At 55.7% G+C, this 25,829-nt stretch carries 25 protein-coding genes; 17 read left to right on the plus strand and 8 right to left on the minus strand.

Going from position 1 to position 25,829, the window contains the following annotated elements:
- Positions 1–54: 54 nt before the first annotated feature.
- The 3 genes from pyrC to mdtH form a co-directional block, all read right to left on the minus strand.
- Positions 55–1,101: a dihydroorotase gene (gene pyrC / locus QRN24_RS17915; protein WP_063214596.1), complete on the minus strand. Its 1,047-nt coding sequence runs from the start codon at positions 1,099–1,101 to the stop codon at positions 55–57.
- 126 nt (positions 1,102–1,227) lie between these two features.
- Positions 1,228–1,788, minus strand: coding sequence for a lipoprotein (locus tag QRN24_RS17920; protein WP_020884685.1), 561 nt, complete (start codon positions 1,786–1,788; stop codon positions 1,228–1,230).
- Positions 1,789–1,912: 124 nt separating this feature from the next.
- On the minus strand, positions 1,913–3,121 hold the full coding sequence (gene mdtH, locus QRN24_RS17925; RefSeq protein ID WP_014169547.1) for a multidrug efflux MFS transporter MdtH: 1,209 nt from the start codon (positions 3,119–3,121) through the stop codon (positions 1,913–1,915).
- A 236-nt stretch (positions 3,122–3,357) separates the two neighbouring features.
- Here mdtH and rimJ point away from each other — a divergent pair, with 236 nt between their 5' ends.
- The 4 genes from rimJ to murJ all read left to right on the plus strand — a co-directional run bounded on the left by rimJ (position 3,358) and on the right by murJ (position 7,255).
- Complete coding sequence (gene rimJ, locus QRN24_RS17930; RefSeq protein WP_013097146.1) at positions 3,358–3,942, plus strand: ribosomal protein S5-alanine N-acetyltransferase; 585 nt, start codon at positions 3,358–3,360, stop codon at positions 3,940–3,942.
- A 9-nt stretch (positions 3,943–3,951) separates the two neighbouring features.
- A complete protein-coding gene (locus QRN24_RS17935; protein ID WP_284942936.1) occupies positions 3,952–4,602 on the plus strand; it encodes a YceH family protein in 651 nt (216 codons plus the stop codon).
- Between the two features lie 2 nt (positions 4,603–4,604).
- The gene (locus QRN24_RS17940; RefSeq protein WP_025204464.1) at positions 4,605–5,528 is read left to right on the plus strand and encodes a Gfo/Idh/MocA family protein; all 924 of its coding nucleotides are present in this window, start codon (positions 4,605–4,607) and stop codon (positions 5,526–5,528) included.
- 191 nt (positions 5,529–5,719) lie between these two features.
- Positions 5,720–7,255 (plus strand): murein biosynthesis integral membrane protein MurJ, encoded by a 1,536-nt coding sequence (murJ, locus tag QRN24_RS17945; protein WP_020884681.1) that lies wholly within the window; start codon positions 5,720–5,722, stop codon positions 7,253–7,255.
- A gap of 59 nt (positions 7,256–7,314) precedes the next feature.
- Here murJ and flgN read toward each other — a convergent pair whose 3' ends face one another.
- From flgN to flgA, 3 genes are all read right to left on the minus strand, one after another.
- Positions 7,315–7,740, minus strand: coding sequence for a flagella biosynthesis chaperone FlgN (gene flgN / locus QRN24_RS17950; protein WP_025204463.1), 426 nt, complete (start codon positions 7,738–7,740; stop codon positions 7,315–7,317).
- Positions 7,741–7,744: 4 nt separating this feature from the next.
- Positions 7,745–8,038: a flagellar biosynthesis anti-sigma factor FlgM gene (flgM, locus tag QRN24_RS17955; RefSeq protein WP_014169554.1), complete on the minus strand. Its 294-nt coding sequence runs from the start codon at positions 8,036–8,038 to the stop codon at positions 7,745–7,747.
- A 93-nt stretch (positions 8,039–8,131) separates the two neighbouring features.
- Complete coding sequence (gene flgA, locus QRN24_RS17960; protein WP_047366234.1) at positions 8,132–8,791, minus strand: flagellar basal body P-ring formation chaperone FlgA; 660 nt, start codon at positions 8,789–8,791, stop codon at positions 8,132–8,134.
- Positions 8,792–8,948: 157 nt separating this feature from the next.
- Here flgA and flgB point away from each other — a divergent pair, with 157 nt between their 5' ends.
- The 11 genes from flgB to flgL all read left to right on the plus strand — a co-directional run bounded on the left by flgB (position 8,949) and on the right by flgL (position 18,803).
- Positions 8,949–9,365 carry a flagellar basal body rod protein FlgB gene (gene flgB / locus QRN24_RS17965; RefSeq protein WP_014169556.1) on the plus strand — a complete coding sequence of 139 codons (417 nt, stop codon included), beginning with the start codon at positions 8,949–8,951 and terminating at the stop codon, positions 9,363–9,365.
- 3 nt (positions 9,366–9,368) lie between these two features.
- Positions 9,369–9,773 (plus strand): flagellar basal body rod protein FlgC, encoded by a 405-nt coding sequence (gene flgC / locus QRN24_RS17970; protein ID WP_013097138.1) that lies wholly within the window; start codon positions 9,369–9,371, stop codon positions 9,771–9,773.
- Positions 9,774–9,784: 11 nt separating this feature from the next.
- A complete protein-coding gene (flgD, locus tag QRN24_RS17975; protein ID WP_020884678.1) occupies positions 9,785–10,495 on the plus strand; it encodes a flagellar hook assembly protein FlgD in 711 nt (236 codons plus the stop codon).
- Positions 10,496–10,521: 26 nt separating this feature from the next.
- Positions 10,522–11,730, plus strand: coding sequence for a flagellar hook protein FlgE (flgE, locus tag QRN24_RS17980; protein ID WP_284942937.1), 1,209 nt, complete (start codon positions 10,522–10,524; stop codon positions 11,728–11,730).
- A gap of 20 nt (positions 11,731–11,750) precedes the next feature.
- A complete protein-coding gene (locus QRN24_RS17985; RefSeq protein ID WP_014169559.1) occupies positions 11,751–12,506 on the plus strand; it encodes a flagellar basal body rod protein FlgF in 756 nt (251 codons plus the stop codon).
- 11 nt (positions 12,507–12,517) lie between these two features.
- Positions 12,518–13,300, plus strand: a complete 783-nt coding sequence (flgG, locus tag QRN24_RS17990; RefSeq protein ID WP_008500810.1) for a flagellar basal-body rod protein FlgG — start codon at positions 12,518–12,520, stop codon at positions 13,298–13,300.
- A 57-nt stretch (positions 13,301–13,357) separates the two neighbouring features.
- The gene (gene flgH, locus QRN24_RS17995; protein WP_023311139.1) at positions 13,358–14,056 is read left to right on the plus strand and encodes a flagellar basal body L-ring protein FlgH; all 699 of its coding nucleotides are present in this window, start codon (positions 13,358–13,360) and stop codon (positions 14,054–14,056) included.
- A 12-nt stretch (positions 14,057–14,068) separates the two neighbouring features.
- Entirely contained in the window at positions 14,069–15,166 is a 1,098-nt protein-coding gene (locus QRN24_RS18000; RefSeq protein WP_014169561.1) for a flagellar basal body P-ring protein FlgI, read from the plus strand.
- Entirely contained in the window at positions 15,166–16,119 is a 954-nt protein-coding gene (gene flgJ / locus QRN24_RS18005; RefSeq protein ID WP_063214591.1) for a flagellar assembly peptidoglycan hydrolase FlgJ, read from the plus strand. Before QRN24_RS18000 ends, flgJ begins: the two co-directional genes overlap by 1 nt.
- 75 nt (positions 16,120–16,194) lie before the next feature.
- Positions 16,195–17,835 (plus strand): flagellar hook-associated protein FlgK, encoded by a 1,641-nt coding sequence (flgK, locus tag QRN24_RS18010; RefSeq protein WP_279256828.1) that lies wholly within the window; start codon positions 16,195–16,197, stop codon positions 17,833–17,835.
- Between the two features lie 14 nt (positions 17,836–17,849).
- Entirely contained in the window at positions 17,850–18,803 is a 954-nt protein-coding gene (flgL, locus tag QRN24_RS18015) for a flagellar hook-associated protein FlgL (protein WP_014169564.1), read from the plus strand.
- Positions 18,804–18,878: 75 nt separating this feature from the next.
- On the opposite strand, the gene QRN24_RS18020 is transcribed toward flgL, so the two are convergent.
- Positions 18,879–20,093 carry an MFS transporter gene (locus QRN24_RS18020; RefSeq protein WP_284942938.1) on the minus strand — a complete coding sequence of 405 codons (1,215 nt, stop codon included), beginning with the start codon at positions 20,091–20,093 and terminating at the stop codon, positions 18,879–18,881.
- Positions 20,094–20,202: 109 nt separating this feature from the next.
- Here QRN24_RS18020 and QRN24_RS18025 point away from each other — a divergent pair, with 109 nt between their 5' ends.
- On the plus strand, positions 20,203–21,138 hold the full coding sequence (locus tag QRN24_RS18025; protein WP_171032979.1) for a LysR family transcriptional regulator: 936 nt from the start codon (positions 20,203–20,205) through the stop codon (positions 21,136–21,138).
- Between the two features lie 40 nt (positions 21,139–21,178).
- Here the strand turns inward: QRN24_RS18025 and rne are convergent, their stop codons facing one another.
- A complete protein-coding gene (gene rne, locus QRN24_RS18030; RefSeq protein ID WP_284942939.1) occupies positions 21,179–24,289 on the minus strand; it encodes a ribonuclease E in 3,111 nt (1,036 codons plus the stop codon).
- A gap of 572 nt (positions 24,290–24,861) precedes the next feature.
- On the opposite strand from rne, the gene rluC reads away from it, so the two are divergent.
- Entirely contained in the window at positions 24,862–25,809 is a 948-nt protein-coding gene (rluC, locus tag QRN24_RS18035; protein WP_014169568.1) for a 23S rRNA pseudouridine(955/2504/2580) synthase RluC, read from the plus strand.
- Positions 25,810–25,829 lie beyond the last annotated feature (20 nt).

Consider the following 25,829-nt stretch of genomic DNA (forward strand, 5'->3'; position numbering starts at 1 on the left):
ACTGTGTATTTATACAGGTATATTATCGGTTTGACAACAAGGGGCACTGATTTTTTAGCGTTTTACCGTCCAGCGAACGGTTTCACCTGCCAGGAATGGGATCAGCGTGTCATCGGTCAGTGGAATGGCTTCCTCAACCTGGCTCTCTTCACGTTCCAGCTCAATGAAGGTCTCATTGACCGGCAGCCCATAAAAACGGGGGCCATTGAGTGAGCAGAACGCCTCGAAATGCGGCAGGGCATTCATCTCTTCAAACACGGTTGCATAGCTGGCGAGAGCAGTTGGGGCATTAAAGCAGCCCGCACAGCCGCAGCTTGCTTCTTTGCGATGACGCGCATGAGGTGCGGAATCCGTGCCCAGAAACGCGCGGGAGAAGCCGCTGGCAACCAGTTCGCGCAGCGCCTGCTGGTGAATGTTACGCTTGAGGATCGGCAGGCAGTACAGATGCGGACGTACACCGCCAACCAGCATGTGGTTACGGTTAAACATCAAATGCTGTGGCGTGATGGTGGCGGCGATAAGCTCGTTACCGTCGCGGACATACTCCGCGGCATCTTTGGTGGTGATGTGCTCGAAGACCACTTTGAGCGCGGGAAGGCGCTGACGCAGGGGCTCCATCACGGTGTCGATAAAACGGGCTTCACGGTCGAAGATGTCGATCTCGGCATGCGTGACTTCACCGTGAACCAGCAGCGGCATACCCAGTTTCTGCATGCGCTCCAGTACCGGCATGATGGCATCAATGCTGGTAACGCCGTGGCTGGAGTTGGTGGTGGCATTGGCCGGGTAAAGTTTCGCAGCGGTGAATACGCCTTCGTTAAACCCGCGCTCCACTTCGTTTGGATCCAGGGAATCGGTCAGGTAGCAGGTCATCAGCGGGGTGAAATCATGGCCCGCCGGGACGGCATCCAGAATGCGCTGGCGATACGCCATTGCGGCATCGACGGTGGTGACTGGTGGCACCAGGTTAGGCATGACAATCGCGCGGCCATAAATTTCGCTGGTATAAGGCACGACGGTTTTGAGCATATCGCCATCGCGCAGATGGATATGCCAGTCGTCAGGGCGGCGGATTTTAAGAACCTGGGGTTGTGCAGTCATGGAAGCTCCGGCTTGTCAGGAATCAGTCATTCGGATGGCTGTTTTTGCCGGACACAAATCATAAGCGGAAACGTTTTCGTTTGCACACTTTTCCGTAAAAAAAAGGGCGCCTCGGCGCCCTACGGGTTAATCAGTGAAGGGAATAATGATTTCTCCCGGTTTCACCTCTATCCCTTTAGCATACTTTTTCGCAAGCGCTTCACCCTTACTCTTGTCTTCACTTAAGACATAGGCTGGCTGCTGATTAAAATAGTTACGCAGCGACTGATTCAGATAAGGCATCAGGGTTTGCAACACAGATTTCATCTTGTCCGGCGTGACTTCCGCATCGACGACTTCCATCTCCTGCAGGTAAATAGCCCCTTTCTCTTTGTTAAAGACCGGCAGCGCTTTCAGCTTCAGCTTGATATTGGCTTTCTGGTTGCCGAAGAGGGAGGTCATATCGAGGTTTGCATCCCCGTTCAGCGTCACTTTGTTTGGCTCTTCACGTCCTATCTGGCTGGTCAGGTTGCTGAGGACGATATGCGCATCGGCAAGCCCGGGCACGCCGATGTCTTTTGAAAAGTTGTTATGTTTTTCCAGCGCCTGATTAATTTCCTGTTCACTGACGGTGTATTGCGTAAGCTGGTTACAGCCCACCAGCAGACCGCTGACAATGAATGCAGCGGCAATGACAATTTTCTTCATAGTGTTCCTCAACGAAAAATCGGCGCTTCTGTCCTGTTACGTCAGTATGTCAGTGTGAAATGGCAGAAACCAGCAGAAAAAACTGAGAAGTGAGGCGGGAGCGACCTCCCGCCAGAGGGAAGGGCTACGCGCCCGGTTCGAGCATACCGCTTGCGCTGCGCTTCTGGCTGAACTGCCACCAGAGGGCCAGCAGCGTCATAAAGCCCACCGCGCCGAGCATCATCCACGGCAGTTCCGGTTGATTCAGCGCTTTGCCTGCATCAAACAGCCAGCCGCCGCCGGCGTAACCCAAAGCCCCACCAAAGGCCAGGCCGAGTCGGCTGAACCCCATATAGCTGCCGCGGGCACGTGCATCTGCAAGCGAGGCGCTCAGCGTCTCACGAGCCGGCTCGGCGATGATAGAGCCGATATAGAAGGTGCAAATCAGCGTAAACAGCTGCTGGAGAGAATTCACCAGACCGATGGGCATCATGCTCAGCGTCATTAAAAACAGCCCGGCCATCAGACGATGCTCCAGGCGAAAACGCCGTTCGCTCCAGCGGGCAATCGGATAGAGCAGCGTCAGCGAAAGCGCGGCTTCGATGGCGTACATCCATTTCACGGCGGCCGGGGTTCCCGCAATATCATTCACCATGATAGGCAGCATCAGCATCACCTGCACGGCAAGCATGTAGTAACCCGTCAGGGTCAATACGTAGGTGACAAAACGTTTGTCGTGCAGGACGCGGCCCAGCCCTTCGCGTACCGGCGCTTTCACCGTCGACAATTTCCATGCGGGCAGATACAGGCCATTAAAGAGGGCGCACAGAATAAAGAGCACTGCGCCAGCCGCGCAGACCAGACGGAAATCGTACTGCAGCAACCAGCTCCCCAGAAGCGCGCCAATTACCGCGCCCGCGCTGTCCTGCATCATCAAAATCGAGAAGAAACGTCCGCGGTGCTGCGGGCGAATTAACTTCACCACCAGCGCGGTGCGCGGCGGGTCAAACAGGGTTCCGCCGATCCCGGAGAGAAAGCAGGAGAACCACAGAAGCCAGGGCTCATGGGCAACCGCCATCGTGGCAAAGCCTGCCGCACGAAGCAGCATACCGGTCACAATCATCGGTTTCGCGCCGAAGCGGTCAGCAATGGCGCCGCCAAACACCCCAAGGCCTTGCTGGACAAACTGGCGTAACCCCAACGCGATGCCAACCATCAGCGCCGCCCAGCCCATCTGATCGACAAAGCGGATCGAGATAAGAGGAAACACGACAAAAAAGCCGAGCACGACCAGCATGTTATCGACTAGCAGGAAATATTTACCCAGGCTCCTCGCCTGTGATACGCGGGACATTTTCCCTCCAGGGAAAACAGGATGGTGAGCACGCTAACATTCTGCGGGGTTAATGCGCGTTTTCCCACCCCTGAGCGTGACAATATTTTTTTATCAAAAGAGCGCTTTGATAGAGAGTTCTCATCGAAAAATGTGAAAAGAGGTCAAAATGGTATGTCACTGTTTTCACAGACGGCGCAGGCACAGGTATAGTAAAGCTAATGGGTCAGCAGAAGTGACGGGAAGGAGTGGTATCGATGTTTGGCTATCGCAGTAATGTGCCAAAAGTGCGTCTGACAACGGACAGGCTGGTCGTTCGTCTGGTGCATGAGCGTGATGCCTGGCGTCTGGCGGATTATTACGCCGAGAATCGCCAGTTTTTAAAACCCTGGGAACCCGTTCGGGATGAGAGCCATTGTTACCCATCCGGCTGGCAGGCGCGCCTCAGTATGATTGCGGAATTTCATAAGCAGGGAAGTGCGTTTTATTTTGCGCTGCTGGATCCCGAAGAAAAAGAGATCATCGGCATCGCCAACTTTTCAAACGTCGTGCGCGGATCGTTTCACGCCTGCTACCTCGGCTACTCCATCGGTCAGAAATGGCAGGGGCAGGGGCTGATGTATGAAGCATTAACGGTGGCGATCCGTTATATGCAACGCACGCAACATATCCATCGTATTATGGCGAACTATATGCCGCATAATCAGCGCAGCGGTAATTTGCTGGCGCGTTTAGGGTTTGAGAAAGAGGGTTACGCCAAAGACTATCTGCTGATAGATGGAGAATGGCGCGACCATGTCCTCACGGCATTAACCACCCGGGACTGGACAGCGGGTCGCTAAGGAGAAGAGATGAAATATCAGTTAAGCGGTGCAGAAGCGCGCGTCGTCGGATGCCTGCTGGAAAAACAGGTCACGACGCCGGAGCAATATCCGCTCTCTGTCAACGCCGTCATGATGGCCTGCAACCAAAAGACCAACCGCGAGCCGGTAATGAACCTCAGCGAGCATGACGTTCAGGATGTGCTGGATGAACTGGTGAAACGCCATTATCTGCGCACCGTCAGCGGCTTCGGAAACCGCGTCACCAAGTACGAACAACGTTTTTGTAATTCCGAATTCGGCGACCTGAAGTTGAGCGCCGCGGAAGTGGCGGTGATCGCGACCCTTTTACTGCGCGGCGCACAGACTCCCGGCGAGCTGCGCACACGGGCTTCCCGTATGCATGAGTTTGCGGATATGCAGGAAGTGGAACAAACCCTGGAAGGGCTTGCAACCCGCGAGGATGGCCCTTACGTGGTGCGTCTGGCACGCGAACCGGGCAAGCGTGAGAGCCGCTATATGCATCTCTTCAGTGGCGAGGTGGATACCGCGACGCTGGCAACGGAACAAGAGTCCACTGTTGTCAGCGGCAGCCTGACGGCGCGCGTGGACGCGCTGGAAGAGGAGGTCGCTAGGCTGAAACAGCGCCTGGACGCACTGCTGGCACATTTGGGAGATTAACAGTGAAAAAATTACGTGTAGGCGTGGTGGGGCTTGGCGGTATTGCACAAAAAGCCTGGTTACCGGTATTAGGCGCGGCAACGGACTGGACGCTTCAGGGCGCGTGGTCACCTACCCGCGAGAAGGCTGAACGCATCTGCGCAACCTGGCGGATACCTTATGCCGCTTCGCTGTCGGATCTTGCCCGCGAGTGCGACGCGGTATTTGTGCATACCTCAACGGCAACGCACTATCAGGTGGTCAGCGAACTGCTGAATGCCGGTGTTCACGTCTGTGTGGATAAGCCCCTGGCGGAGAACGTTCAGGATGCCGAGCGACTGATAGAGCTGGCGGCACGCAAGAACCTGACGCTGATGGTGGGCTTTAACCGCCGCTTCGCTCCGCTTTATCAGCAGCTGAAGGCTCAGCCGGGCGCGCTGGCCTCCCTGAGGATGGATAAACACCGTACCGACAGCGTCGGGCCAAACGATCTGCGCTTTACGCTTCTCGATGATTATCTGCACGTGGTGGATACGGCGCTCTGGCTGACAAACGGCCAGGCTCAGTTGAAAAGCGGGACCCTGATGACCAACGATCTGGGCGAGATGGTCTACGCCGAGCACCACTTTGCGCTGGAACATCTGCAGGTGACCACCAGCATGCATCGTCGTGCGGGCAGTCAGCGGGAGTTTGTCCAGGCCGTCACTGACGGTGCGCTGTATGACATCACCGACATGCGGGAGTGGCGTGAAGAGAAGGGCAACGGTGTGGTCACGCTTCCGGCGCCAGGCTGGCAGAGCACTCTGGAGCAACGCGGCTTCGCGGGATGCGCCCGTCACTTCATTAGCTGCGTGCAAAATCAGACGGTTCCGGAAACCGCCGGTGAACAGGCCATCATGGCGCAACGCATCGTGGAACGGCTCTGGCGAGAGGCCATGAGTGAATAACCCTCTGTAACATCTGCCGATAGTAATTCCCTTAAATCCGGGTAGACTAAGCGCCGATTGTTGGTTTCGCCGGGAGGCTTTTCGCCTACCCGGCCTGCAAATCCGAAGGCCTGCGCAAGCGCAACGCCGTCGGGCATTCATTACGCCTGCTCTGCAGGCGTTTTGCCGTATGGTTGTGGAAATTCACATTAATGAACTTATTAAAATCGCTGGCAGCCGTCAGCTCGATGACCATGTTTTCTCGCGTACTGGGTTTTGCGCGCGATGCCATTGTGGCAAGGGTTTTTGGTGCTGGGATGGCAACGGACGCCTTTTTCGTCGCGTTCAAACTGCCGAATTTATTGCGCCGTATTTTTGCTGAGGGGGCTTTCTCGCAGGCCTTCGTTCCAATTCTGGCGGAATATAAAAGCAAGCAGGGCGAAGATGCTACGCGGGTGTTTGTCGCCTACGTCTCCGGGCTGCTGACGCTGGCGTTGGCTATTGTGACAGTCCTGGGGATGTTGGCTGCGCCCTGGGTGATTATGGTGACCGCGCCGGGGTTTGCCGACACCGCTGATAAATTTGCGCTCACCACCCAGCTGCTGCGCATTACCTTTCCTTATATCCTGTTGATCTCGCTGGCCTCGCTGGTGGGGGCAATCCTCAATACCTGGAACCGCTTCTCCGTTCCGGCGTTTGCGCCGACGTTTTTGAATGTCAGCATGATCGGCTTTGCCCTGTTTGCCGCACCGCATTTCAACCCGCCGGTACTGGCGCTGGCCTGGGCGGTGACCGTGGGCGGCGTCCTGCAGCTGGCATATCAGCTGCCGCATCTGAAGAAAATTGGCATGCTGGTTCTGCCGCGCATTAATTTCCGTGATGCCGGCGCAATGCGCGTCATGAAGCAGATGGGACCTGCAATCCTCGGGGTTTCTGTCAGCCAGATCTCACTTATCATCAATACCATCTTTGCCTCTTTCCTGGTGTCCGGTTCGGTCTCCTGGATGTACTACGCTGACCGTCTGATGGAGTTTCCTTCTGGCGTACTGGGCGTCGCGCTGGGGACGATTCTGCTGCCGTCGCTCTCTAAAAGCTTTGCCAGCGGCAACCATGATGAGTATTGCCGCCTGATGGACTGGGGCTTACGCCTCTGTTTCCTGCTGGCACTGCCAAGCGCGGTGGCGCTGGGGATCCTCGCGAAACCGCTGACCGTCTCGCTGTTCCAGTACGGTAAATTTTCAGCCCATGATGCGTCCATGACTCAGCAGGCGCTGGTGGCGTACTCGGTGGGATTGATGGGGCTGATTGTTGTTAAAGTGCTGGCACCAGGGTTCTACTCCCGTCAGAACATTAAAACGCCGGTGAAGATTGCCCTGGTGACGCTGGTGATGACCCAGTTGATGAACCTGGCGTTTATTGGCCCGCTGAAGCACGCGGGGCTGGCTCTGTCTATTGGTCTGGCGGCCTGTCTGAATGCCGGGCTGTTGTACTGGCAGCTGCGTAAGCAGGATATCTTCACGCCGCAGCCGGGCTGGGCGAGTTTCCTTGTGCGACTGGTTATCGCGGTGCTGGTGATGGCAGCGGCGTTGCTCGGCATGATGCACGTGATGCCGGAGTGGTCGCTCGGCACCATGCCTTATCGTCTGCTGCGACTGATGGCCGTGGTGGGTGTTGGGGTTGTGGCTTACTTTGCCACCCTCGCCGTGTTGGGCTTCAAAGTGAAAGAGTTTGCCCGCCGTACGGCATAAACGCCAAAAGGGGAGTTCACCTTATGGTGCTCCCCACTGCTTGATTTGTCGCTTATGCTTCAAATCGAAATCTTTTTCCCGCCCGTAATACGTGCCGTCGCTGTCTGCCCATCCGCACCGTACAGCCCGGTTTCTTTATGCGGTTTTAACACCTCAAGCGCTTGCTGATTACGCTCTATCTGACCTTCAAGCAGCCAGCCGTTATGCTGGTTGAGATCGCGAAGATGCTGGGTTTTTTCTGTAATAGTCTGCCAGCGCTCAACGATATCGTCGTTAGCACTGCGCTTAGGATCCTGCTCAGCGCGACGTTGCTGCTCAAGGTAATCCAGCGTCGCCAGGAGCGAGCTTTTGTCTTCAGTAATACGCTGCAACGCGCTGCCGTTGATGTGACCGGAAGAGAGGTGCTGTTGCTCAGCGTCCATTACCGTTTTCAGGTCGTTCAGGACAACCGTCATTTGATCCAGTATTTCTGACAGTCGACTCATACGGTTAGTTACTCTGTAAGAAACTCTGCGCTTCCTGAATCAGGGCGTCAGCAATTTTGCTGGTGTCCATTTTCAGCTCGCCGTTACGAATAGCCGTTTTCAGTGCTTCAACACGTTCCATGTTGATATCGTTGCCGCCTGGCTGCATCAGTTTTGCCTGGGCATCGCTCAGGGTTACGCTGGTGCTGTTAGACGTTGACGGTTTTTCCAGACGCGTTTTCTGCGGCGTAGCGTCATTCGTTTCGCGAGGTTGTACAGCGCTTACCGGCTTCAGGGCTGATGTACGATCAATGCTCATAGTGTTGTCCTCATCGAGGGTTCGCGGCGTGGGCGCCTGACATCATCAATAGTTGAATATTTATCGGCAGCTGCAGCGAAATCTTTAAAAAGATTATAGGTTAATCAGAATATTCCCATCAGAATCGACGGTTCCGCTAACCACCTGCCCTGAAGACATTCTGACGCGGGCATTTTGTGCCACCGCGGCATTGTTTAACGCTTTCCCTTCACTGTTGATACTGAAGCCATCTCCATTGGCCACCACCATCACCTGTTGACCCGCCTTGACGCGCCACGCCTGGCGCAGCATCGACAGCTGTATCGGTTGGCCCGGTGCGACATCACGCAGGCTGATGGCGTCCTGCGCCTGGTTAATTTCAAGCATTGTCCGTGGCGGCAGCTGATCCAGACGGCCACGTTTCAACGTCACGCTGTTGGCCTGCAGTGCGGTACCCCGGGCAATGGGGACAGCGGCGACAACATAATTGCCTGTCGCCTGGACTGCAACCTGTAAATACCGTTTTTCGTTGGCGCAGCGTGCCAGCACGTTCACGTTCCCCCACAGTCTGGTGGTGCCGGTCACGGTAAATGACGGCTGCTCACAGGAGGGATACAGATTTGGTGGCGTGCGTACCGTGACGACAACTTCATCGCTAAAGCCCGCCAGCTTCTGGGCAAAAAAGGTGTTTAGCTGATCCTGTAAACCATCCGCCTGCACCAGGGGGCTAAAAAGCAAGAAAGTTGCCATCAGGCCACGTTTTAACGTTTGCATCGCAAGTTCCACCGTTTCCAGAATTGAGTGAATTCTACCTGCAGTGGTTTTTCATCAACGCAATAAATAGCGACGCATTTTGCGCTTATTCCGTCGATAAGGCGGATGGGTTGAGATTTAAGCTGTGAACTGAAATTTTGCCATCAGCGGAGGAGACATGCTCGATAAACTCGACGCCGCGTTACGTTTTCAGCAGGAAGCGCTCAATTTACGTGCCCAGCGGCAGGAAATTTTAGCCGCCAATATCGCTAACGCCGATACGCCAGGGTATCAGGCGCGCGATATTGATTTTTCCAGTGAGCTTAAAAAAGTGATGGAGCGTGGACGCGCAGAAGGGAGCGGTGTCGCGCTCGCGCTGACCTCCTCACGTCATATTCCCGCTCAGACGATGACCGCACCAACGACCGATTTGCTTTATCGCATTCCCGACCAGCCTTCACTCGACGGTAATACCGTGGACATGGACCGGGAGCGTACACAGTTTGCCGATAACAGCCTGAAATACCAGACAGGCCTGACCGTTCTCGGCGGACAAATCAAAGGCATGATGAACGTCCTGCAGGGGGGCAACTGATAAATGGCCTTGCTGAATATTTTTGATATCGCCGGCTCGGCGCTTACCGCGCAGTCCAAACGTCTGAACGTAGCCGCCAGTAACCTGGCGAACGCCGACAGCGTGACCGGACCAGACGGTCAGCCTTATCGTGCGAAACAGGTCGTCTTTCAGGTCGATGCGGCACCAGGCGCGGCCACCGGCGGTGTGAAAGTCTCTGATGTGGTTGAGAGCCAGGCACCGGACAAGCTGGTGTATGAGCCTGGCAACCCGCTGGCGGATGCGAACGGTTACGTAAAAATGCCTAACGTGGATGTGGTGGGTGAGATGGTGAACTCCATGTCGGCGTCACGCAGTTACCAGGCAAACGTCGAAGTGCTTAATACCGTGAAGAGCATGATGCTCAAAACACTCACTCTCGGCCAGTAAAGGAGACATGCATGTCCATCGCCGTAAATGTGAATGATCCCACGAACTCAGGTGTTAATGGCGCCAAAAGTTCGACGGGTTCCAACGCCCTGACGGGCAGTAACGCGTCCGATCTGCAGAGCAGCTTTCTGACGCTGCTGGTAGCGCAGCTGAAGAACCAGGATCCCACCAATCCGATGCAGAACAACGAGCTGACCACGCAACTGGCGCAGATCAGTACCGTCAGCGGCATTGAAAAACTCAACACCACCCTTGGCTCCGTTTCCGGTCAGATTGACAACAGCCAGTCTCTGCAGGCTGCGAATCTGATTGGTCATGGGGTGATGATCCCGGGGACCACGATCCTTGCCGGCACCAGCACTACCGAGGGGACGTCAACCACGACCACCACGCCGTTTGGCGTTGAGCTGCAGCAGCCGGCTGACAAAGTGACTGCGACGATCAGCGATGCGAGCGGGGCAGTGGTACGCACCATTGACATTGGTGAGCTGAAGGCAGGCGTACACACCTTTACCTGGGACGGCAGCCTGACCGACGGCACGAAAGCACCAAACGGTTCTTACAAAGTGGCGATCAGCGCCAGCAACGGAACCACCCAACTGGTGGCACAGCCGCTGCAGTTCGCGCTGGTTCAGGGCGTGATTAAAGGCGCTGGCGGTAACAAACTGGATTTGGGTACCTCAGGTACCACCACGCTCGACGAAGTTCGGCAGATTATCTAAGCCTTAACACTTATCAGGAGTAAGTCATGGCCTTTTCTCAAGCGGTCAGCGGCCTGAATGCTGCGGCCACCAACCTGGATGTCATTGGCAACAACATCGCCAACTCCGCGACCTATGGTTTTAAATCCGGTTCTGCCTCATTTGCAGATATGTTTGCCGGTTCCAAAGTGGGTCTGGGCGTGAAAGTTGCGGGCATCACTCAGGACTTTACCGACGGTACGACGACCAACACCGGTCGTGGTCTGGACGTCGCCATCAGCCAGAACGGTTTCTTCCGTATGGTCGATTCCAACGGCTCTGTGTTCTACAGCCGTAACGGTCAGTTCAAACTGGACGAAAACCGTAACCTGGTGAACATGCAGGGTCTGCAATTAACCGGTTATCCTGTTGCGGGTACCCCGCCAACGGTTCAGACCGGCGCTAACCCGCAGGCGATCAATATCCCAACGACCTTGATGGCGGCGAAATCCACCACCACCGCGTCCCAGCAGATCAACCTGAACTCTACTGACACCGCGCCAACCACGGCCTTTGATCCGATCAACCCTGACAGCTACAACAAAAAAGGGACGGTGACGGTCTTTGACAGCCAGGGTAATGCGCACAACATGAACCTGTTTTACGTTAAAGACGCGACTCCGGCAAACTCCTGGAAAGTCTATGCCCAGGACGGCAGCGTTGCAGGAAGCACGCCATCCCTGGCGACCACGCTGACCTTCAACACCAGCGGCGTACTGACCGGCGGCGGCAGCATCAATATCACCACCGGCACCGTTCCAGGTGCAACGCCAGCCACGTTTGCGATGAGCTTCGCCAATTCCATGCAGCAGAACACCGGCGCCAATAACATCGTGGCAACCAACCAGAACGGTTACAAACCGGGTGACCTGGTGAGCTACCAGATCAACGACGACGGCACCGTGGTGGGTAATTACTCCAACGAACAGACCCAGGCCCTGGGCCAGATCGTGCTGGCTAACTTCGCCAACAACGAAGGTCTGAAGTCTGAAGGCGATAACGTCTGGTCTGCCACCCAGTCTTCCGGCGTGGCGCTGCTGGGTACCGCGGGCTCCGGTAACTTCGGTACGCTGACCAACGGTGCGCTGGAAGCGTCTAACGTGGATCTGAGTAAAGAACTGGTGAACATGATCGTCGCGCAACGTAACTATCAGTCGAACGCGCAGACCATCAAAACCCAGGATCAGATCCTCAACACGCTGGTTAACCTGCGTTAAGCGGCTGACAGGAAAGCGCAATGGATCACGCAATATATACCGCGATGGGCGCGGCAAGCCAGACGCTCAATCAGCAGGCTGTTACTGCCAGCAACCTGGCAAACGCCTCTACACCGGGCTTTCGTGCGCAGCTTAATGCGCTGCGTGCGGTCCCGGTGGAAGGGCTCTCCCTGCCGACGCGTACGCTGGTCACGGCCTCCACGCCGGGTGCGGATATGACGCCAGGGCAGATGGATTACACCTCACGCCCGCTGGACGTTGCCCTGCAACAGGACGGCTGGCTGGCGGTGCAGACCGCTGACGGCGGTGAAGGATATACCCGTAACGGTAACATCCAGGTGAGTGCCACGGGCCAGCTGACGATTCAGGGTCATCCGGTAATGGGTGAAGCGGGTCCGCTGACGGTGCCGGAAGGGTCTGAGCTGACTATCGCGGCCGACGGGACCATTTCGGCATTGAACCCGGGCGATCCGGCCAATACCGTTGCGCCCGTCGGGCGTCTGAAGCTGGTGAAGGCGGAAGGCAAAGAGGTGCAGCGTGGTGATGACGGGATGTTCCGTCTGACCCAGGCGACCCAGGCCACTCGGGGTGCCACGTTACAGGCCGATCCGAGCATCCGCGTGATGTCCGGCGTTCTGGAAGGCAGTAACGTCAAGCCGGTCGAAGCGATGACCGACATGATCGCCAGTGCCCGTCGTTTTGAAATGCAGATGAAGATTATCAGCAGCGTTGATGAAAACGCGGGCAAGGCTAACCAACTTCTGGCTATGAGTTAACAGGACTCCTTATGATCAGTTCTTTATGGATCGCGAAAACTGGCCTGGACGCGCAGCAAACCAACATGGATGTGATTGCCAACAACCTGGCAAACGTCAGCACCAATGGTTTCAAGCGTCAGCGTGCTGTTTTCGAAGATTTGCTTTATCAAACCATCCGCCAGCCGGGAGCGCAGTCTTCTGAACAAACGACGCTGCCATCCGGCCTGCAGATTGGTACCGGTGTTCGTCCGGTAGCCACCGAGCGTCTGCATAGCCAGGGCAACCTGTCTCAGACCAACAACAGCAAAGACGTGGCAATCAAAGGCCAGGGGTTCTTCCAGGTGCAGTTGCCTGACGGTACTTCTGCCTATACCCGCGACGGATCGTTCCAGGTCGATCAGAATGGCCAACTGGTGACGGCGGGTGGTTTCCAGGTTCAGCCTGCGATTACCATCCCGGCGAATGCCCTGAGTATTACTATCGGGCGTGACGGCGTGGTGAGTGTGACGCAGCAGGGGCAGGCCGCACCTGTTCAGGTTGGACAGCTAAACCTGACCACCTTCATGAACGACACCGGTCTGGAAAGCATTGGTGAGAACCTCTACACCGAAACGCAATCCTCCGGTACGCCAAATGAAAGCACCCCGGGCCTCAACGGTGCGGGTCTGTTGTATCAGGGTTATGTGGAAACCTCGAACGTGAACGTTGCGGAAGAGCTGGTGAATATGATCCAGGTCCAGCGCGCGTATGAAATTAACAGTAAAGCAGTGTCGACGACCGACCAGATGCTGCAGAAACTGACGCAACTCTAAGGTGTAGCCCGGTGCGGTCAACGCCGCGCCGGCTCCCTGTTTTCGAAGATGAAGGCAATGCAAAAAAACGCGGCGTTTCGTTATCCGATACTGACTGTTCTGGCTGTCACCCTCAGCGGGTGTGCCTTGATCCCGTCTAAACCTTTAGTGCAGGGTGCGACTACCGCCCAACCCGTTCCTGGCCCGGCGCCAGTGGTGAACGGCTCCATTTTCCAGACCGCGCAGCCAATCAATTATGGCTATCAACCGCTGTTTGAAGATCGCCGCCCGCGTAATGTCGGCGATACGTTGACCATTGTGCTGCAGGAAAACGTCAGCGCGAGCAAGAGCTCGTCGGCGAATGCCAGCCGCGATGGCAAAACCAATTTCGGTTTCGATACCGTTCCACGCTATCTGCAGGGCCTGTTCGGCAATGCGCGTGCTGATGTCGAGGCCTCTGGCGGCAATACCTTTAACGGTAAAGGTGGCGCGAATGCCAGCAATACCTTTAGCGGCACGCTGACGGTGACGGTTGACCAGGTGCTGGTTAACGGCAATTTACACGTTGTGGGTGAAAAACAGATCGCCATCAATCAGGGCACTGAGTTCATTCGTTTCTCGGGCGTGGTTAATCCTCGCACCATCAGCGGCACCAACACCGTTCCGTCCACCCAGGTGGCGGATGCGCGCATCGAGTACGTCGGTAACGGCTACATCAATGAAGCGCAAAATATGGGTTGGCTGCAGCGTTTCTTCCTTAACTTATCGCCGATGTAAGCGAGGTGACCCATGTTTAAATCGATCTTCGCCGTGGCGCTGGCGCTGGTGGCAACGTTTGCCCAGGCTGACCGTATTCGCGATCTCACCAGCGTTCAGGGCGTACGCGAAAACTCGCTGATTGGCTATGGCCTGGTGGTGGGTCTGGACGGAACGGGCGACCAGACCACCCAGACGCCATTCACGACTCAAAGTTTGAACAACATGCTTTCCCAGCTCGGTATTACCGTCCCGGCGGGAACCAACATGCAGCTGAAAAACGTGGCCGCGGTCATGGTCACCGCCTCCTACCCGGCGTTCGCGCGCCAGGGGCAGACAATTGATGTCGTGGTCTCGTCAATGGGTAACGCCAAAAGCCTGCGTGGCGGCACGCTGCTGATGACTCCGCTGAAAGGGGTCGACAGCCAGGTTTATGCGCTGGCGCAGGGGAACATTCTGGTCGGCGGTGCCGGCGCGTCTGCGGGCGGCAGCAGTGTGCAGGTGAACCAGCTGAACGGCGGGCGTATCACCAATGGTGCGATCATTGAGCGTGAACTGCCGACCCAGTTTGGCGCAGGCAACACCATTAACCTGCAACTGAATAATGAAGACTTCACGATGGCGCAGCAGATTGCCGACACCATCAACCGTAGCCGCGGCTACGGCAGCGCCACGGCACTGGATGCCCGTACCGTGCAGATCCGCACCTCTACCGGCAGCAGCAACCAGGTCCGTATGCTGGCTGATATCCAGAATATGGAAGTGAATGTTCCGGTTCAGGATGCCAAAGTGATTATCAACTCGCGCACCGGTTCGGTCGTAATGAACCGCGAAGTGTCGCTCGACAGCTGTGCCGTGGCGCAGGGTAACCTCTCCGTGACGGTTAACCGTTCCGCCAACGTCAGTCAGCCTGATACCCCGTTCGGGGGTGGCCAGACCGTGGTGACGCCACAAACGCAGATTGATTTGCGCCAGAGCGGTGGGTCGCTGCAGAGCGTACGCTCCAGCGCGAACCTCAATAGCGTGGTTCGGGCCCTGAATGCCCTGGGGGCGACGCCGATGGATCTGATGTCGATTCTGCAATCCATGCAAAGCGCGGGCTGTCTGCGCGCCAAACTGGAAATCATCTGATGCTGACCGATAGCAAGCTGTTGACCGGTGCTGCCTGGGATGCCCAGTCGCTCAACGAACTGAAAACCAAAGCAGGTAAGGACCCGGCGGCGAATATCCGCCCGGTCGCCCGCCAGGTGGAAGGGATGTTTGTACAGATGATGCTGAAAAGCATGCGTGAAACCCTGCCGAAAGACGGGATGTTCAGCAGTGATTCAACCCGTCTTTACACCAGCATGTATGACCAGCAGATTGCGCAGCAGATGACCGCCGGGAAAGGCCTCGGTCTGGCTGATATGATTGTCAAACAGACCGAAGCCGCGCAGGGCATCCAGCCGGATGATAAGCCACAGCAGGTGCCGATGAAGTTCGACCTGCAAACGGTGACCAGTTATCAGAATCAGGCCCTGACGCAGATGGTGCGCAAAGCCATACCGAAGGCCACGAGCACCAGCGATGAGCCACTTTCTGGCGACAGCAAAGACTTCCTGGCGCAGCTCTCGCTGCCGGCACGTCTTGCCAGTGAACAGAGCGGCGTGCCTCACCACCTGATCCTCGCGCAGGCGGCGCTGGAGTCCGGCTGGGGTCAGCGGCAGATCCGTAAAGAAAACGGCGATCCGAGCTTTAACATCTTCGGCGTGAAGGCCACGTCGAGCTGGAAGGGGCCGACCACCGAGATCACCACCACTGAATATGAAAACGGTGCGGCGGTGAAGGTTAAAGCCAAATTCCGCGTCTATAGCTCCTATCTGGAAGCCTTATCCGACTATGTGGGCCTGTTGAGCCGAAATCCGCGTTACACCGCCGTTACACAGGCGGCAACCGCGGAGCAGGGCGCTCAGGCACTGCAGAATGCGGGCTACGCCACCGATCCGAACTATGCGCGTAAGCTCACCAGTATGATTCAGCAGCTGAAATCGATGGGCGAGAAGGTCAGCAAAGCCTATAGCACAGATATCGAAAATCTGTTCTGAAAGTTCTCAAGTCCCGGTGGAGGCTGCCGATAACCTTCATCAGGACTCGTGTCTGAACGTATAAAAGGAACCCCCATGTCCAGTTTGATTAACAGTGCCATGAGTGGCCTCAGTGCTGCGCAGTCGGCACTCAATACCGTCAGTAATAATATTTCAAGCTATAACGTGGCAGGTTATACCCGCCAGACGACAGTGCTGGGCGCGTCAAACAGCACGCTGACCGGCGGTGGCTGGGTAGGTAACGGGGTTTATGTCTCCGGTGTCCAGCGTGAGTATGATGCATTCATTACCAACCAGCTGCGCGCCGCGCAGACCCAGAGCAGCGGCCTGACTACGCGCTATCAGCAGATGTCAAAGATCGATGATGTGCTCTCGGATACCACCAACTCGCTCTCTACCACGCTGCAGGACTTCTTCAAAAGTCTGCAGACGCTGGTGAGCAACGCGGAAGATCCGGCTGCGCGCCAGACGGTGCTGGGCAAAGCGGATGGCCTGGTCAATCAGTTTAAAACCAACGATCAGTATCTTCGCGATCAGGATTCTCAGGTGAATACCGCGATTGCTGCCAGCGTCGATCAAATTAATAACTACGCCAAACAGATTGCGAACCTGAACGATCAGATTTCCCGTCTGACCGGCGTGGGTGCTGGCTCATCACCAAATGACCTGCTCGATCAACGCGATCAGCTGGTGAGCGAACTGAATAAAATTGTCGGTGTTGAAGTTTCTGTGCAGGATGGCGGCACGTATAACGTCTCATTTGGCACCGGTTACAGCCTGGTACAGGGGAGCAAAGCGAACCAGCTGGCTGCGGTGAATTCCAGCGCAGACCCAACCCGTACAACGCTGGCCTATACCGATGACGTTTCCGGGAATATCGAAATTCCTGAGAAGCTGATTACCACCGGCACCCTTGGCGGTTTACTCACCTTCCGCTCTGAAGATCTGGATAAAGCGCGTAATAGCCTTAACCAGATGGCGCTGGCCTTTGCTGACGCGATGAACAAGCAGCATGAAGCGGGTTTTGATGCTAACGGCGATGCTGGCGGCAAGCTCTTTGACTTTGGCTCGCCTGCGGTTGTGTCCAACAGCAAGAATTCAGGTACCGCCGCGCTGACAGCCTCCGTGGCTGACAGTACTAAAGTCCAGGCAACCGATTATAAGCTGCAGTTCAACGGAACCGACTGGACCATTACGCGTACGTCGGATAAGACCAGTTTCACGATGAGTCCGGATGCGAGCGGCAATCTGTCTTTCGACGGCCTGAATGTCAACGTGAGCGGTACCGCGAATAACAAAGACAGTTTTGTTGTGAAGCCCGTTTCTGATGTCATCGTAAACATGGAACTCAAGTTTAATGATGAGTCCAAACTGGCGATGGCATCGACAAGCGCCGGTGGCGAAAGTGACAACCGCAACGGTCAAAAATTGCTGGATCTGCAAAATAGCAAGCTTGTCGGCGGGAATAAGTCTTTCAATGATGCTTATGCTTCCCTCGTCAGTACCGTTGGTAGCTCAACAGCGGCACTGAAAACCAGCAGCGAAACGAAAGCGAATGTGGCGACGCAGTTAACCAAACAGCAGCAGTCGATCTCAGGGGTAAACCTTGACGAAGAGTATGGCAATTTGCAGCGCTATCAGCAGTATTACCTCGCTAATGCGCAGGTTCTACAAACTGCCAGCTCGCTCTTTGATGCAATCATTAATATTCGCTAAGGCTGAGGTTAAACATGCGTATTAGCACCCAGATGATGTACGACCAAAACATGCGCGGGATCACCGATTCCCAGAGCAAGTGGTTGAGTTATGGTGAACAAATGTCCACCGGCAAGCGTGTCAATCGTCCGTCGGACGATCCTATCGCGGCGTCGCAGGCTATTGTTCTGTCACAATCACAGTCACAAAATAGCCAGTTTGCGTTGGCAAGATCGTTCGCATCACAAAAAGTTTCTCTCGAAGATAATGTGCTTAACCAGGTTACTGCCGCTATCACCAGTGCTAAAGAGAAATTAGTCTATGCCGGAAACGCAACCTTAAGTGATGACGATCGCCTGTCGCTGGCGAGCGATTTGCAAGGTATTCGCGACCAATTGATGAACCTTGCAAACACCGCGGATGGTAATGGTCGGTTTATCTTTGCCGGCTTTAAGACTGAAGTGCCACCGTTTGATTCCGTTACCGGTGACTACAAAGGCGGTACTGAGGCTATTTCGCAGCAGGTTGATACCGCGCGTAATATGGTCATTAGCCACACGGGTCAGCAGATCTTCGAAAGCATCACCAGTAACGCCAAAGAACTGCCTGGTGGCGGATATGGCGAGACGAACATGTTCAAGATCCTCGATACGGCGATTACCGCGCTTAAGGTTCCCGTCGATACCGACTCTGCTGCAGCTGAAGCACAGGGGAAAATCATTTCTGATGCTCAAACCGGCATCACAAATACCCAGAACAACATTCTTACTGTCGCTGCTGATGTAGGTACCAAGATGAACGAGCTTGAAAAGCTGGATAACCTTGGTGACGATCGTGCACTGGGCCAGACTAAGCAGATGAGCGACCTGGTTGATGTGGACTGGAACGCAGCGATCTCCTCTTACACCATGCAGCAGGCCGCGCTGCAGGCATCTTATAAAGCGTTTAGCGATATGCAGGGCATGTCCCTGTTCCAGCTGAACAGATAACATCTTGACCTCTTGGAACATGTCTTGAAACTGGGCATGTTTTACTGCCCAATCCGTGTGGATTGGGCATTTTTTTTACGCGATTTCTGCCGGTGCGGAGGCGACGCGTGCACTTTCAATCAGACGTATTGCCAGCGCAATGACACCGCATACCGTTGCCAGGGCAACCACGCCCGTCCAGCCAGCCAGCGTGTAGATTTTACTCCCCGCAGCCGAACCCAGCGCCATGCCGATAAAGACCACCGTAAAGAGCAGGGCGTTAAGACGCCCCCTGGCCTGAGGCTCAAGGCTATAGACCAGATTCTGGTGCGCCACCAGACTGGACTGCAGCCCCAGATCAAACCCGATGGCTGAGACAGCAATCAGAATCAGTTGTCCATGAAGACCCAGCGCGGGCATCAGGAACATCAGGCCAAACGAGACGGTAACCAGTGCCGCGCCAAGCTGCGTGACTTTTCCGGCGCCCAGCTTGTCCGCCAGACCTCCCGCCAGCGGGGCGGCTAAGGCCCCCGCGGCCCCGGCAATACCATAACCACCCGCGACGGCGCTCCCCAGGTGATAGCGCTCCAGCAGCATGACCGCCAGCGTTGACCAGAAGGCGCTAAAGGCAATCGACAGAAAACCCTGTGCCAGTGCTGCACGACGCAGAGCCGGATAACGATGCCACAGATGTTCCATTGAGCGCATCAGAGCGGGATAACTCAGCGTGGAGTGAATGGCAAAACGCGGGAGTACCCGCCACATCACCGCCCCAATAAATGCGATGCTTACAGCGGCCAACTGATACATGACGCGCCAGCCAAAAGCTTCACCCACCACACCGCTGACGGTTCGCGACAGCAAGATGCCCATCAGCAACCCTGTCATCACGGTTCCCACGGTTTTTCCCTGTTTCCCTTCGGGGGCGAGGATAGCCGCTGCGGGAACGATATCCTGTGCCATGGTCGCGGCCATGCCAATCAGCAGGCTTGCCAGCAGCAGTGAGTGCTGCTGCCCGGTCAGGCTGCAGCCCAGCAGAAACAGTGCCAGGGCGGCGCTTTTTATCAGGATTAACATCCTGCGGTCGTGACGATCGCCAAGTGGCAACAGAAAAAGAATACCGAGCGCGTAGCCTGCCTGGGTCAGCGTCGGGACCAGCCCCATCCCTTCAATACTAAGATGAAGGTCGGCGCCTATCAGCGGCAGCAGCGGTTGCGCGTAGTAAATGGATGCGACGCTAAAGCCAGCCCCCAGAGCCAGCATAAAAATCACCCAGCGACTGGCGGCATGGGGAGCAGTTGTTGTGTTCATAAGACGTTCCTCACTCATAGTGTGCCGCTATTTTTTATCACTATGCCTTGCGACGGTAGAGGGCCTGGTGGTAAAACGCTTATACGTTTGGCGTATAGCAGGGAAAATGATGAAGCGAGTTGAGCGTATAGACAGGGTTGAACTCATGCGCACATTTGTTCGTATTGTGGAAAGCGGATCGCTATCCGGGGCGGCAAGACGGCTTGCGACGAGCCAGGCCACGGTGAGCCGCCGTCTTCAGTCTCTGGAAACGCTGCTGGGGGTACGGCTTTTATTGCGAACCACCCATGCAACAAAACTTACCGATGACGGCGAGCGCTGCTATCAACATGCCCGGCGGGTCATTGATAGCTGGCTGGCACTGGAAGATGAAATCGGCCAGACGGAGGACGAGCCGGTCGGCGTGTTACGGGTACGCGCACCGCACGCCTTTGGGCAGGATCAGCTCCTGAGACCGTTAACGGAGTTTTTGCAGCGTTATCCTCAGCTGTCGGTGGAGTGGATGCTCAACGATAAGTCGGTGGATTTTCTGAGCGACAATCTGGATTGTGCTATTCGAGTTGGCGCAGAGGTGGATCCGGCAACCGTCTCCGTGCTGCTGGCGGAAGTGCCACGCTGTGTGGTGGCTTCGCCTGCGCTGCTGGACCAGTTTGCGCCGGTTCACACACCGGAGGATCTGCAGGCGCTGCCCTGGATTGCCATCAGCACGTTCTATCAGCGACATGTGGAGTTGTGGGATGATCTTTCGCAGGTAAAACGTATCTCCATTGCGCCACGGTTAAGCACGGATAGTCTGCATGTTGCGCGCAATACCGCCCTGACAGGGTTAGGGGTGGCGATGGTTTCAAGCTGGACGGTCAAGGAGGATATCCAGGAAGGGCGCTTAGTGCATTTGCTTCCACAGTGGCAGCCCGCCGCGCTCCCGGTTCATCTGGTTTATCCGTGGTCGCGTTATTATCCGGCGCGTTTACGCCGTTTTCTGGAGATGATGAAGAGGGTGATGCCGGACATTGCGGGTATGAGAAAGCCGGCACGCGAGCAATAAAAAAGCCGACCCGAAGGTCGGCTTTTTACGCTATGTGTCGTTACTCAACAGACTGCGGACGGGTAGCCGGTGCCGTCGCCTGATGCGTTGCACTGTGGCCACCGGCAGAGCCTTTACCGTCAAAGTTGAACGCAGGGCGGACCCAGTCACTGTGACGCGGTGCTTCCGGCACATATTCCGGCGCTGGTGCGCGAGTCATCGGGGCTGTCGCAACGTGAGCAGGGGCCGGCGCTGTGATTACCGGCTCGGCTTTCACTTCTGGCTCTTCTGCTTTCGCGGCTTCACGCACCGGTTCGACGTCAATTTCAACGTCCTGAACCACGTCTTCAGTCACGGTTTCAACAACCACGTCCGGGGTCTCTTCTACCGCTGCTGCTGGCTGAACCTCAGCAACAACGTCTTCAGCGACCACGGTGTCTTCTTCAGCAATAAGCTGCGGTGCGGCGTCAACCGGCGCGGCAATCACTTCTGGGTGCGTGGTTTCAACGTCTACTGCATGAGGCGCTTCTGACTCAACGGCCTGTGGCTCAACCACGATAGCGGCTTCATTTACCGCTTCTTCAGTTGCGGCTACCGGGGCAATCACCTCTTCGGTGACAGCCTGTTCTTCCACAACCTGCTCCTGACGAGCAACCGGGTAGCGGATCCAGACTTTACCGGATGCCATTTCAGGAGACGCGCACGCCACGGTTAATGGCATTGGCGACTGTGTCGGGTAACGCTCATCGCGATAACGACGACGACGTTGACCGCTGACGCGCAGGTGACGCGGAGAACGGCGTGAACGACGTGGCATACCCGCGTTATCACGGCCTTCACCGTTATCGTCTTGCTCAGCGTTGTTTTCGACGACGGCCGGCAGATCCACTTTCGCCAGTTGAGTGCCTGGTGCAGTGTCACTTGCTTCTGCAGGGACGATGACGGTCTCTTCCACCGGCAGGGCACCTACACGCACTTTCTGTGACAGCTGGCGCTGCTTACGACGCGGCATAACCTGAGTACGTTCTTCCTGCTCGCTTTCCTGCTGTTCAACAGGCTCTTCGCGGTTCAGGTTTTTGACTTCCTGCTGCGCCTGGCGCTTCTCGTCGTTACGACGACGGCTACGCTCACGGCGTGGCTGCTGCTCGTCGCGCTGTTTGCTCTTCTCAGACTCATCGCCCGCCTGCGGGCGAATTTCACGATCTTCAACATTCTGCGGTTGCTTCTCGCGACGGTTGCGACGGTTGTCTTCGCGTTGCTCACGACCCTCATTATTGTCCGAACGGTTGTCACGGCGTTCGTTACGGTCATTACGATCGTTACGGTCACGGCGGTTGTTCTGACGTTTACGACGGTCCTGCTGACGTTCAGGTTTCGCTTCTTTCGGTGCTTCTTTCGGTTGCTCAGGCTGCTGGACTTCTTCGCCTGCAAACATCTTCTTCAGCGCACCGAAGAGGCGGCTCAGCAGACCCGGTTGTTCTGGCTGGGCTTTGACCGCAACGGCTTCTGGTTTTTGCGCAACCGGTTTGGTCACGGGTTTTTCCAGTGCCGTTTCTGGCGGAGCTTCAGGCATGATGAAGGTCGCTAAGGCTGGCTGCTCTGGCAGTTTGCGCTCGGCAGGTTCTTCATCGGAAGGCAGCGCCATCTCTTCTTCATGCAGCTTAGGCAGCAGATAGCTGAGCGTGCTGGTCTCTTCACCCTTACGGACACGCAGCACGTGGTAGTGCGGAGTTTCCATCTGATCGTTAGGCACGATGATGCAGCGAACATCGCCCTGGCGTGATTCAATTGCGCTGACGGCTGCACGTTTTTCGTTCAGCAGGTAGGACGCAATTGGCACGGGAACAATGGCATGAACCTCTTTGGTGTTCTCTTTCAGCGCTTCTTCTTCAATCAGACGCAGAATAGAGAGGGACAGAGATTCGTTATCACGAACGGTACCGGTACCGGAGCAGCGCGGACAGACGTGATGGCTGGATTCACCGAGTGAAGGGCTCAGACGCTGACGGGACATCTCCAGCAAGCCGAAGCGTGAGATATGGCTAATCTGGATACGAGCACGATCCTGACGTACCGCTTCGCGCAGACGGTTTTCAACCGCACGCTGGTGACGAACAGGGGTCATGTCGATAAAGTCGATAACAATCAGACCACCCAGGTCGCGCAGGCGGAGCTGGCGGGCAATTTCATCAGCGGCTTCAAGGTTGGTGTTGAAGGCTGTCTCTTCGATATCACCGCCGCGCGTAGCACGTGCGGAGTTGATGTCGATGGCGGTCAGCGCTTCGGTCGTATCAATAACGATAGAACCACCGGATGGCAGACGCACTTCACGCTGGAAAGCGGATTCAATCTGCGATTCGATCTGATAATGGCTGAACAGCGGGATTTCACCGGTGTACAGTTTAATTTTACTGGTGAAATCCGGACGACCCAGCGCAGCGATGTGCTGGCGCGCCAGCTCAAGCACTTTCGGGTTATCGATCAGAATCTCACCGATGTCCTGACGCAGGTAGTCACGGAAGGCACGCACAATCACGTTGCTTTCCTGGTGAATCAGGAACGGCGCTGCGCGGCTTTCTGCCGCTTTCTGGATTGCTTCCCAGTGCTTCAGACGGAAGCTTAAGTCCCACTGCAGCGCTTCGGCAGATTTGCCGACGCCTGCGGTACGCACGATAAGCCCCATGCCGTCAGGCAGCTCAAGACTTGCCAGCGCTTCTTTCAGCTCGGTACGGTCATCACCTTCGATGCGGCGAGAGATACCACCGGCACGCGGGTTGTTTGGCATCAGAACCAGATAACTTCCCGCAAGACTGATAAAGGTGGTCAGTGCGGCACCTTTGTTGCCACGCTCTTCTTTATCAATCTGAACAATGACTTCCTGACCTTCACGCAGCACATCTTTGATGTTTGGGCGGCCATGGGAGTTATAGTTTGCAGGGAAATATTCGCGGGCGATTTCTTTCAGAGGGAGGAAACCGTGACGCTCAGCACCGTAATCGACAAATGCAGCTTCAAGGCTTGGTTCAATGCGGGTGATTTTACCTTTGTAAATGTTCGCTTTTTTCTGTTCGTGTCCAGGACTTTCGATATCCAGATCGTACAGGCGCTGCCCATCCACAAGGGCGACACGCAACTCTTCTTGCTGAGTTGCGTTGATTAACATTCTTTTCATCGTAACTTACTCGTTATTCTTACATTGACGACAAAGCTGCGGGCAAGGTGACGCTTTCCGGGGTATGAACCGATGGCCTCGTGTCTATTCACGTCGCCAACCTCACGGTTGTCGCTCGCTTAAGAGGCGCAGAGTGTCGGTTGCCTGTATTTCATACGGAAACACAGCGCAATTATCAGGGGAATTGCCTGGGTAGAACTCTCCAGAGAACAATCCTTATACCGGGAAGTACTGCAACCCGCAGCCCGCTAACTGCCTGAAAGATCAATACGTCTTACGCCATTGCTGCGTGGATGATCGGTCAGACAAAATTGGTCATTCCGTCGAGATCCTTACTTAACCAGGATTTAACACGGAAAACGAGTTCATTATTCCACTGCTCGCCGGGTTATAGCAAGATGACTTTTACCAATTATCACCCGGTTACTCACAGTTTCTTCACTTCAAGGTGGTGATTGGTTTAATAACCACCAAATCGATTGCGTGAAACAGGGGACAGGCCGGATAAAAGTAAATATAAGCATAGAAAAATGAGTGGCGCTAATGGCTGACGATATTTAGAATCGCCAACCATGAAAACAGAGACTCCAGCCGTAAAAATGGTTGCCATCGCGGAAGACGACGCGGGGCAACGTATCGATAACTTTTTGCGCACCCAACTCAAAGGCGTGCCAAAGAGCATGATTTACCGCATCCTGCGCAAGGGTGAAGTGCGGGTTAACAAAAAACGCGTGAAGCCTGAGTACAAACTCGAAGCCGGTGATGAAGTGCGTATCCCGCCGGTCCGTGTTGCGGAACGCGAAGAAGAGGTCGTTTCACCCAGGTTGCAGAAAGTGGCCGCCCTGAGTGACGTTATCCTTTATGAGGATGATCATATCCTGGTGCTGAATAAACCGTCAGGTACCGCTGTCCATGGCGGGAGTGGTCTCAGCTTTGGCGTGATTGAAGGCCTGCGTGCGCTGCGCCCTGAAGCCCGTTTCCTTGAACTGGTTCACCGTCTCGATCGCGATACCTCCGGCGTGTTGCTGGTCGCAAAAAAACGTTCTGCCCTGCGTTCCCTGCATGAGCAGCTGCGTGAAAAAGGGATGCAGAAGGATTATCTGGCGCTGGTTCGTGGCCACTGGCAGTCCCACGTTAAGGCGGTGCAGGCACCTTTGCTGAAGAATATTTTGCAAAGCGGTGAGCGCATTGTACGTGTGAATCAGGAAGGGAAGCCGTCTGAGACGCGTTTCAAAGTGGAAGAGCGCTATGCGTTCGCCACGCTGGTGCGCTGCAGCCCGGTAACCGGCCGTACCCACCAGATCCGCGTACATACGCAGTATGCCGGTCATCCGATCGCATTTGATGACCGCTATGGTGACAGGGAGTTTGATAAGCAGCTGGCGGGCACCGGGTTGTCACGCCTGTTCCTGCATGCGGCGGCACTGACGTTCACTCACCCGAATACCGGCGAAACAATTCGCATTGAAGCCCCCCTTGATGAGCAGTTAAAACGCTGCCTGAAGGTGCTGCGCGGCTGATTTGGCCGGCACTTACCGGC

The organism is Enterobacter sp. MEB024 (genome assembly GCF_030209635.1).
In the GTDB taxonomy this organism is placed as follows: Bacteria; Pseudomonadota; Gammaproteobacteria; order Enterobacterales; family Enterobacteriaceae; genus Enterobacter; species Enterobacter ludwigii.

Coding starts and splice junctions, on each gene's coding strand:
- flgN (WP_025204463.1), bottom strand. CDS start 7,740: ATGAGTCGACTGTCAGAAATACTGGATCAAATGACGGTTGTCCTGAAC.
- flgK (WP_279256828.1), top strand. CDS start 16,195: ATGTCCAGTTTGATTAACAGTGCCATGAGTGGCCTCAGTGCTGCGCAG.
- flgE (WP_284942937.1), top strand. CDS start 10,522: ATGGCCTTTTCTCAAGCGGTCAGCGGCCTGAATGCTGCGGCCACCAAC.
- flgJ (WP_063214591.1), top strand. CDS start 15,166: ATGCTGACCGATAGCAAGCTGTTGACCGGTGCTGCCTGGGATGCCCAG.
- flgB (WP_014169556.1), top strand. CDS start 8,949: ATGCTCGATAAACTCGACGCCGCGTTACGTTTTCAGCAGGAAGCGCTC.
- QRN24_RS17935 (WP_284942936.1), top strand. CDS start 3,952: ATGAAATATCAGTTAAGCGGTGCAGAAGCGCGCGTCGTCGGATGCCTG.
- QRN24_RS17985 (WP_014169559.1), top strand. CDS start 11,751: ATGGATCACGCAATATATACCGCGATGGGCGCGGCAAGCCAGACGCTC.
- QRN24_RS18025 (WP_171032979.1), top strand. CDS start 20,203: ATGAAGCGAGTTGAGCGTATAGACAGGGTTGAACTCATGCGCACATTT.
- flgL (WP_014169564.1), top strand. CDS start 17,850: ATGCGTATTAGCACCCAGATGATGTACGACCAAAACATGCGCGGGATC.
- flgD (WP_020884678.1), top strand. CDS start 9,785: ATGTCCATCGCCGTAAATGTGAATGATCCCACGAACTCAGGTGTTAAT.
- rne (WP_284942939.1), bottom strand. CDS start 24,289: ATGAAAAGAATGTTAATCAACGCAACTCAGCAAGAAGAGTTGCGTGTC.
- flgC (WP_013097138.1), top strand. CDS start 9,369: ATGGCCTTGCTGAATATTTTTGATATCGCCGGCTCGGCGCTTACCGCG.
- flgA (WP_047366234.1), bottom strand. CDS start 8,791: ATGCAAACGTTAAAACGTGGCCTGATGGCAACTTTCTTGCTTTTTAGC.
- mdtH (WP_014169547.1), bottom strand. CDS start 3,121: ATGTCCCGCGTATCACAGGCGAGGAGCCTGGGTAAATATTTCCTGCTA.
- rluC (WP_014169568.1), top strand. CDS start 24,862: ATGAAAACAGAGACTCCAGCCGTAAAAATGGTTGCCATCGCGGAAGAC.
- rimJ (WP_013097146.1), top strand. CDS start 3,358: ATGTTTGGCTATCGCAGTAATGTGCCAAAAGTGCGTCTGACAACGGAC.
- murJ (WP_020884681.1), top strand. CDS start 5,720: ATGAACTTATTAAAATCGCTGGCAGCCGTCAGCTCGATGACCATGTTT.
- flgM (WP_014169554.1), bottom strand. CDS start 8,038: ATGAGCATTGATCGTACATCAGCCCTGAAGCCGGTAAGCGCTGTACAA.
- QRN24_RS18000 (WP_014169561.1), top strand. CDS start 14,069: ATGTTTAAATCGATCTTCGCCGTGGCGCTGGCGCTGGTGGCAACGTTT.
- QRN24_RS18020 (WP_284942938.1), bottom strand. CDS start 20,093: ATGAACACAACAACTGCTCCCCATGCCGCCAGTCGCTGGGTGATTTTT.
- flgG (WP_008500810.1), top strand. CDS start 12,518: ATGATCAGTTCTTTATGGATCGCGAAAACTGGCCTGGACGCGCAGCAA.
- pyrC (WP_063214596.1), bottom strand. CDS start 1,101: ATGACTGCACAACCCCAGGTTCTTAAAATCCGCCGCCCTGACGACTGG.
- QRN24_RS17920 (WP_020884685.1), bottom strand. CDS start 1,788: ATGAAGAAAATTGTCATTGCCGCTGCATTCATTGTCAGCGGTCTGCTG.
- flgH (WP_023311139.1), top strand. CDS start 13,358: ATGCAAAAAAACGCGGCGTTTCGTTATCCGATACTGACTGTTCTGGCT.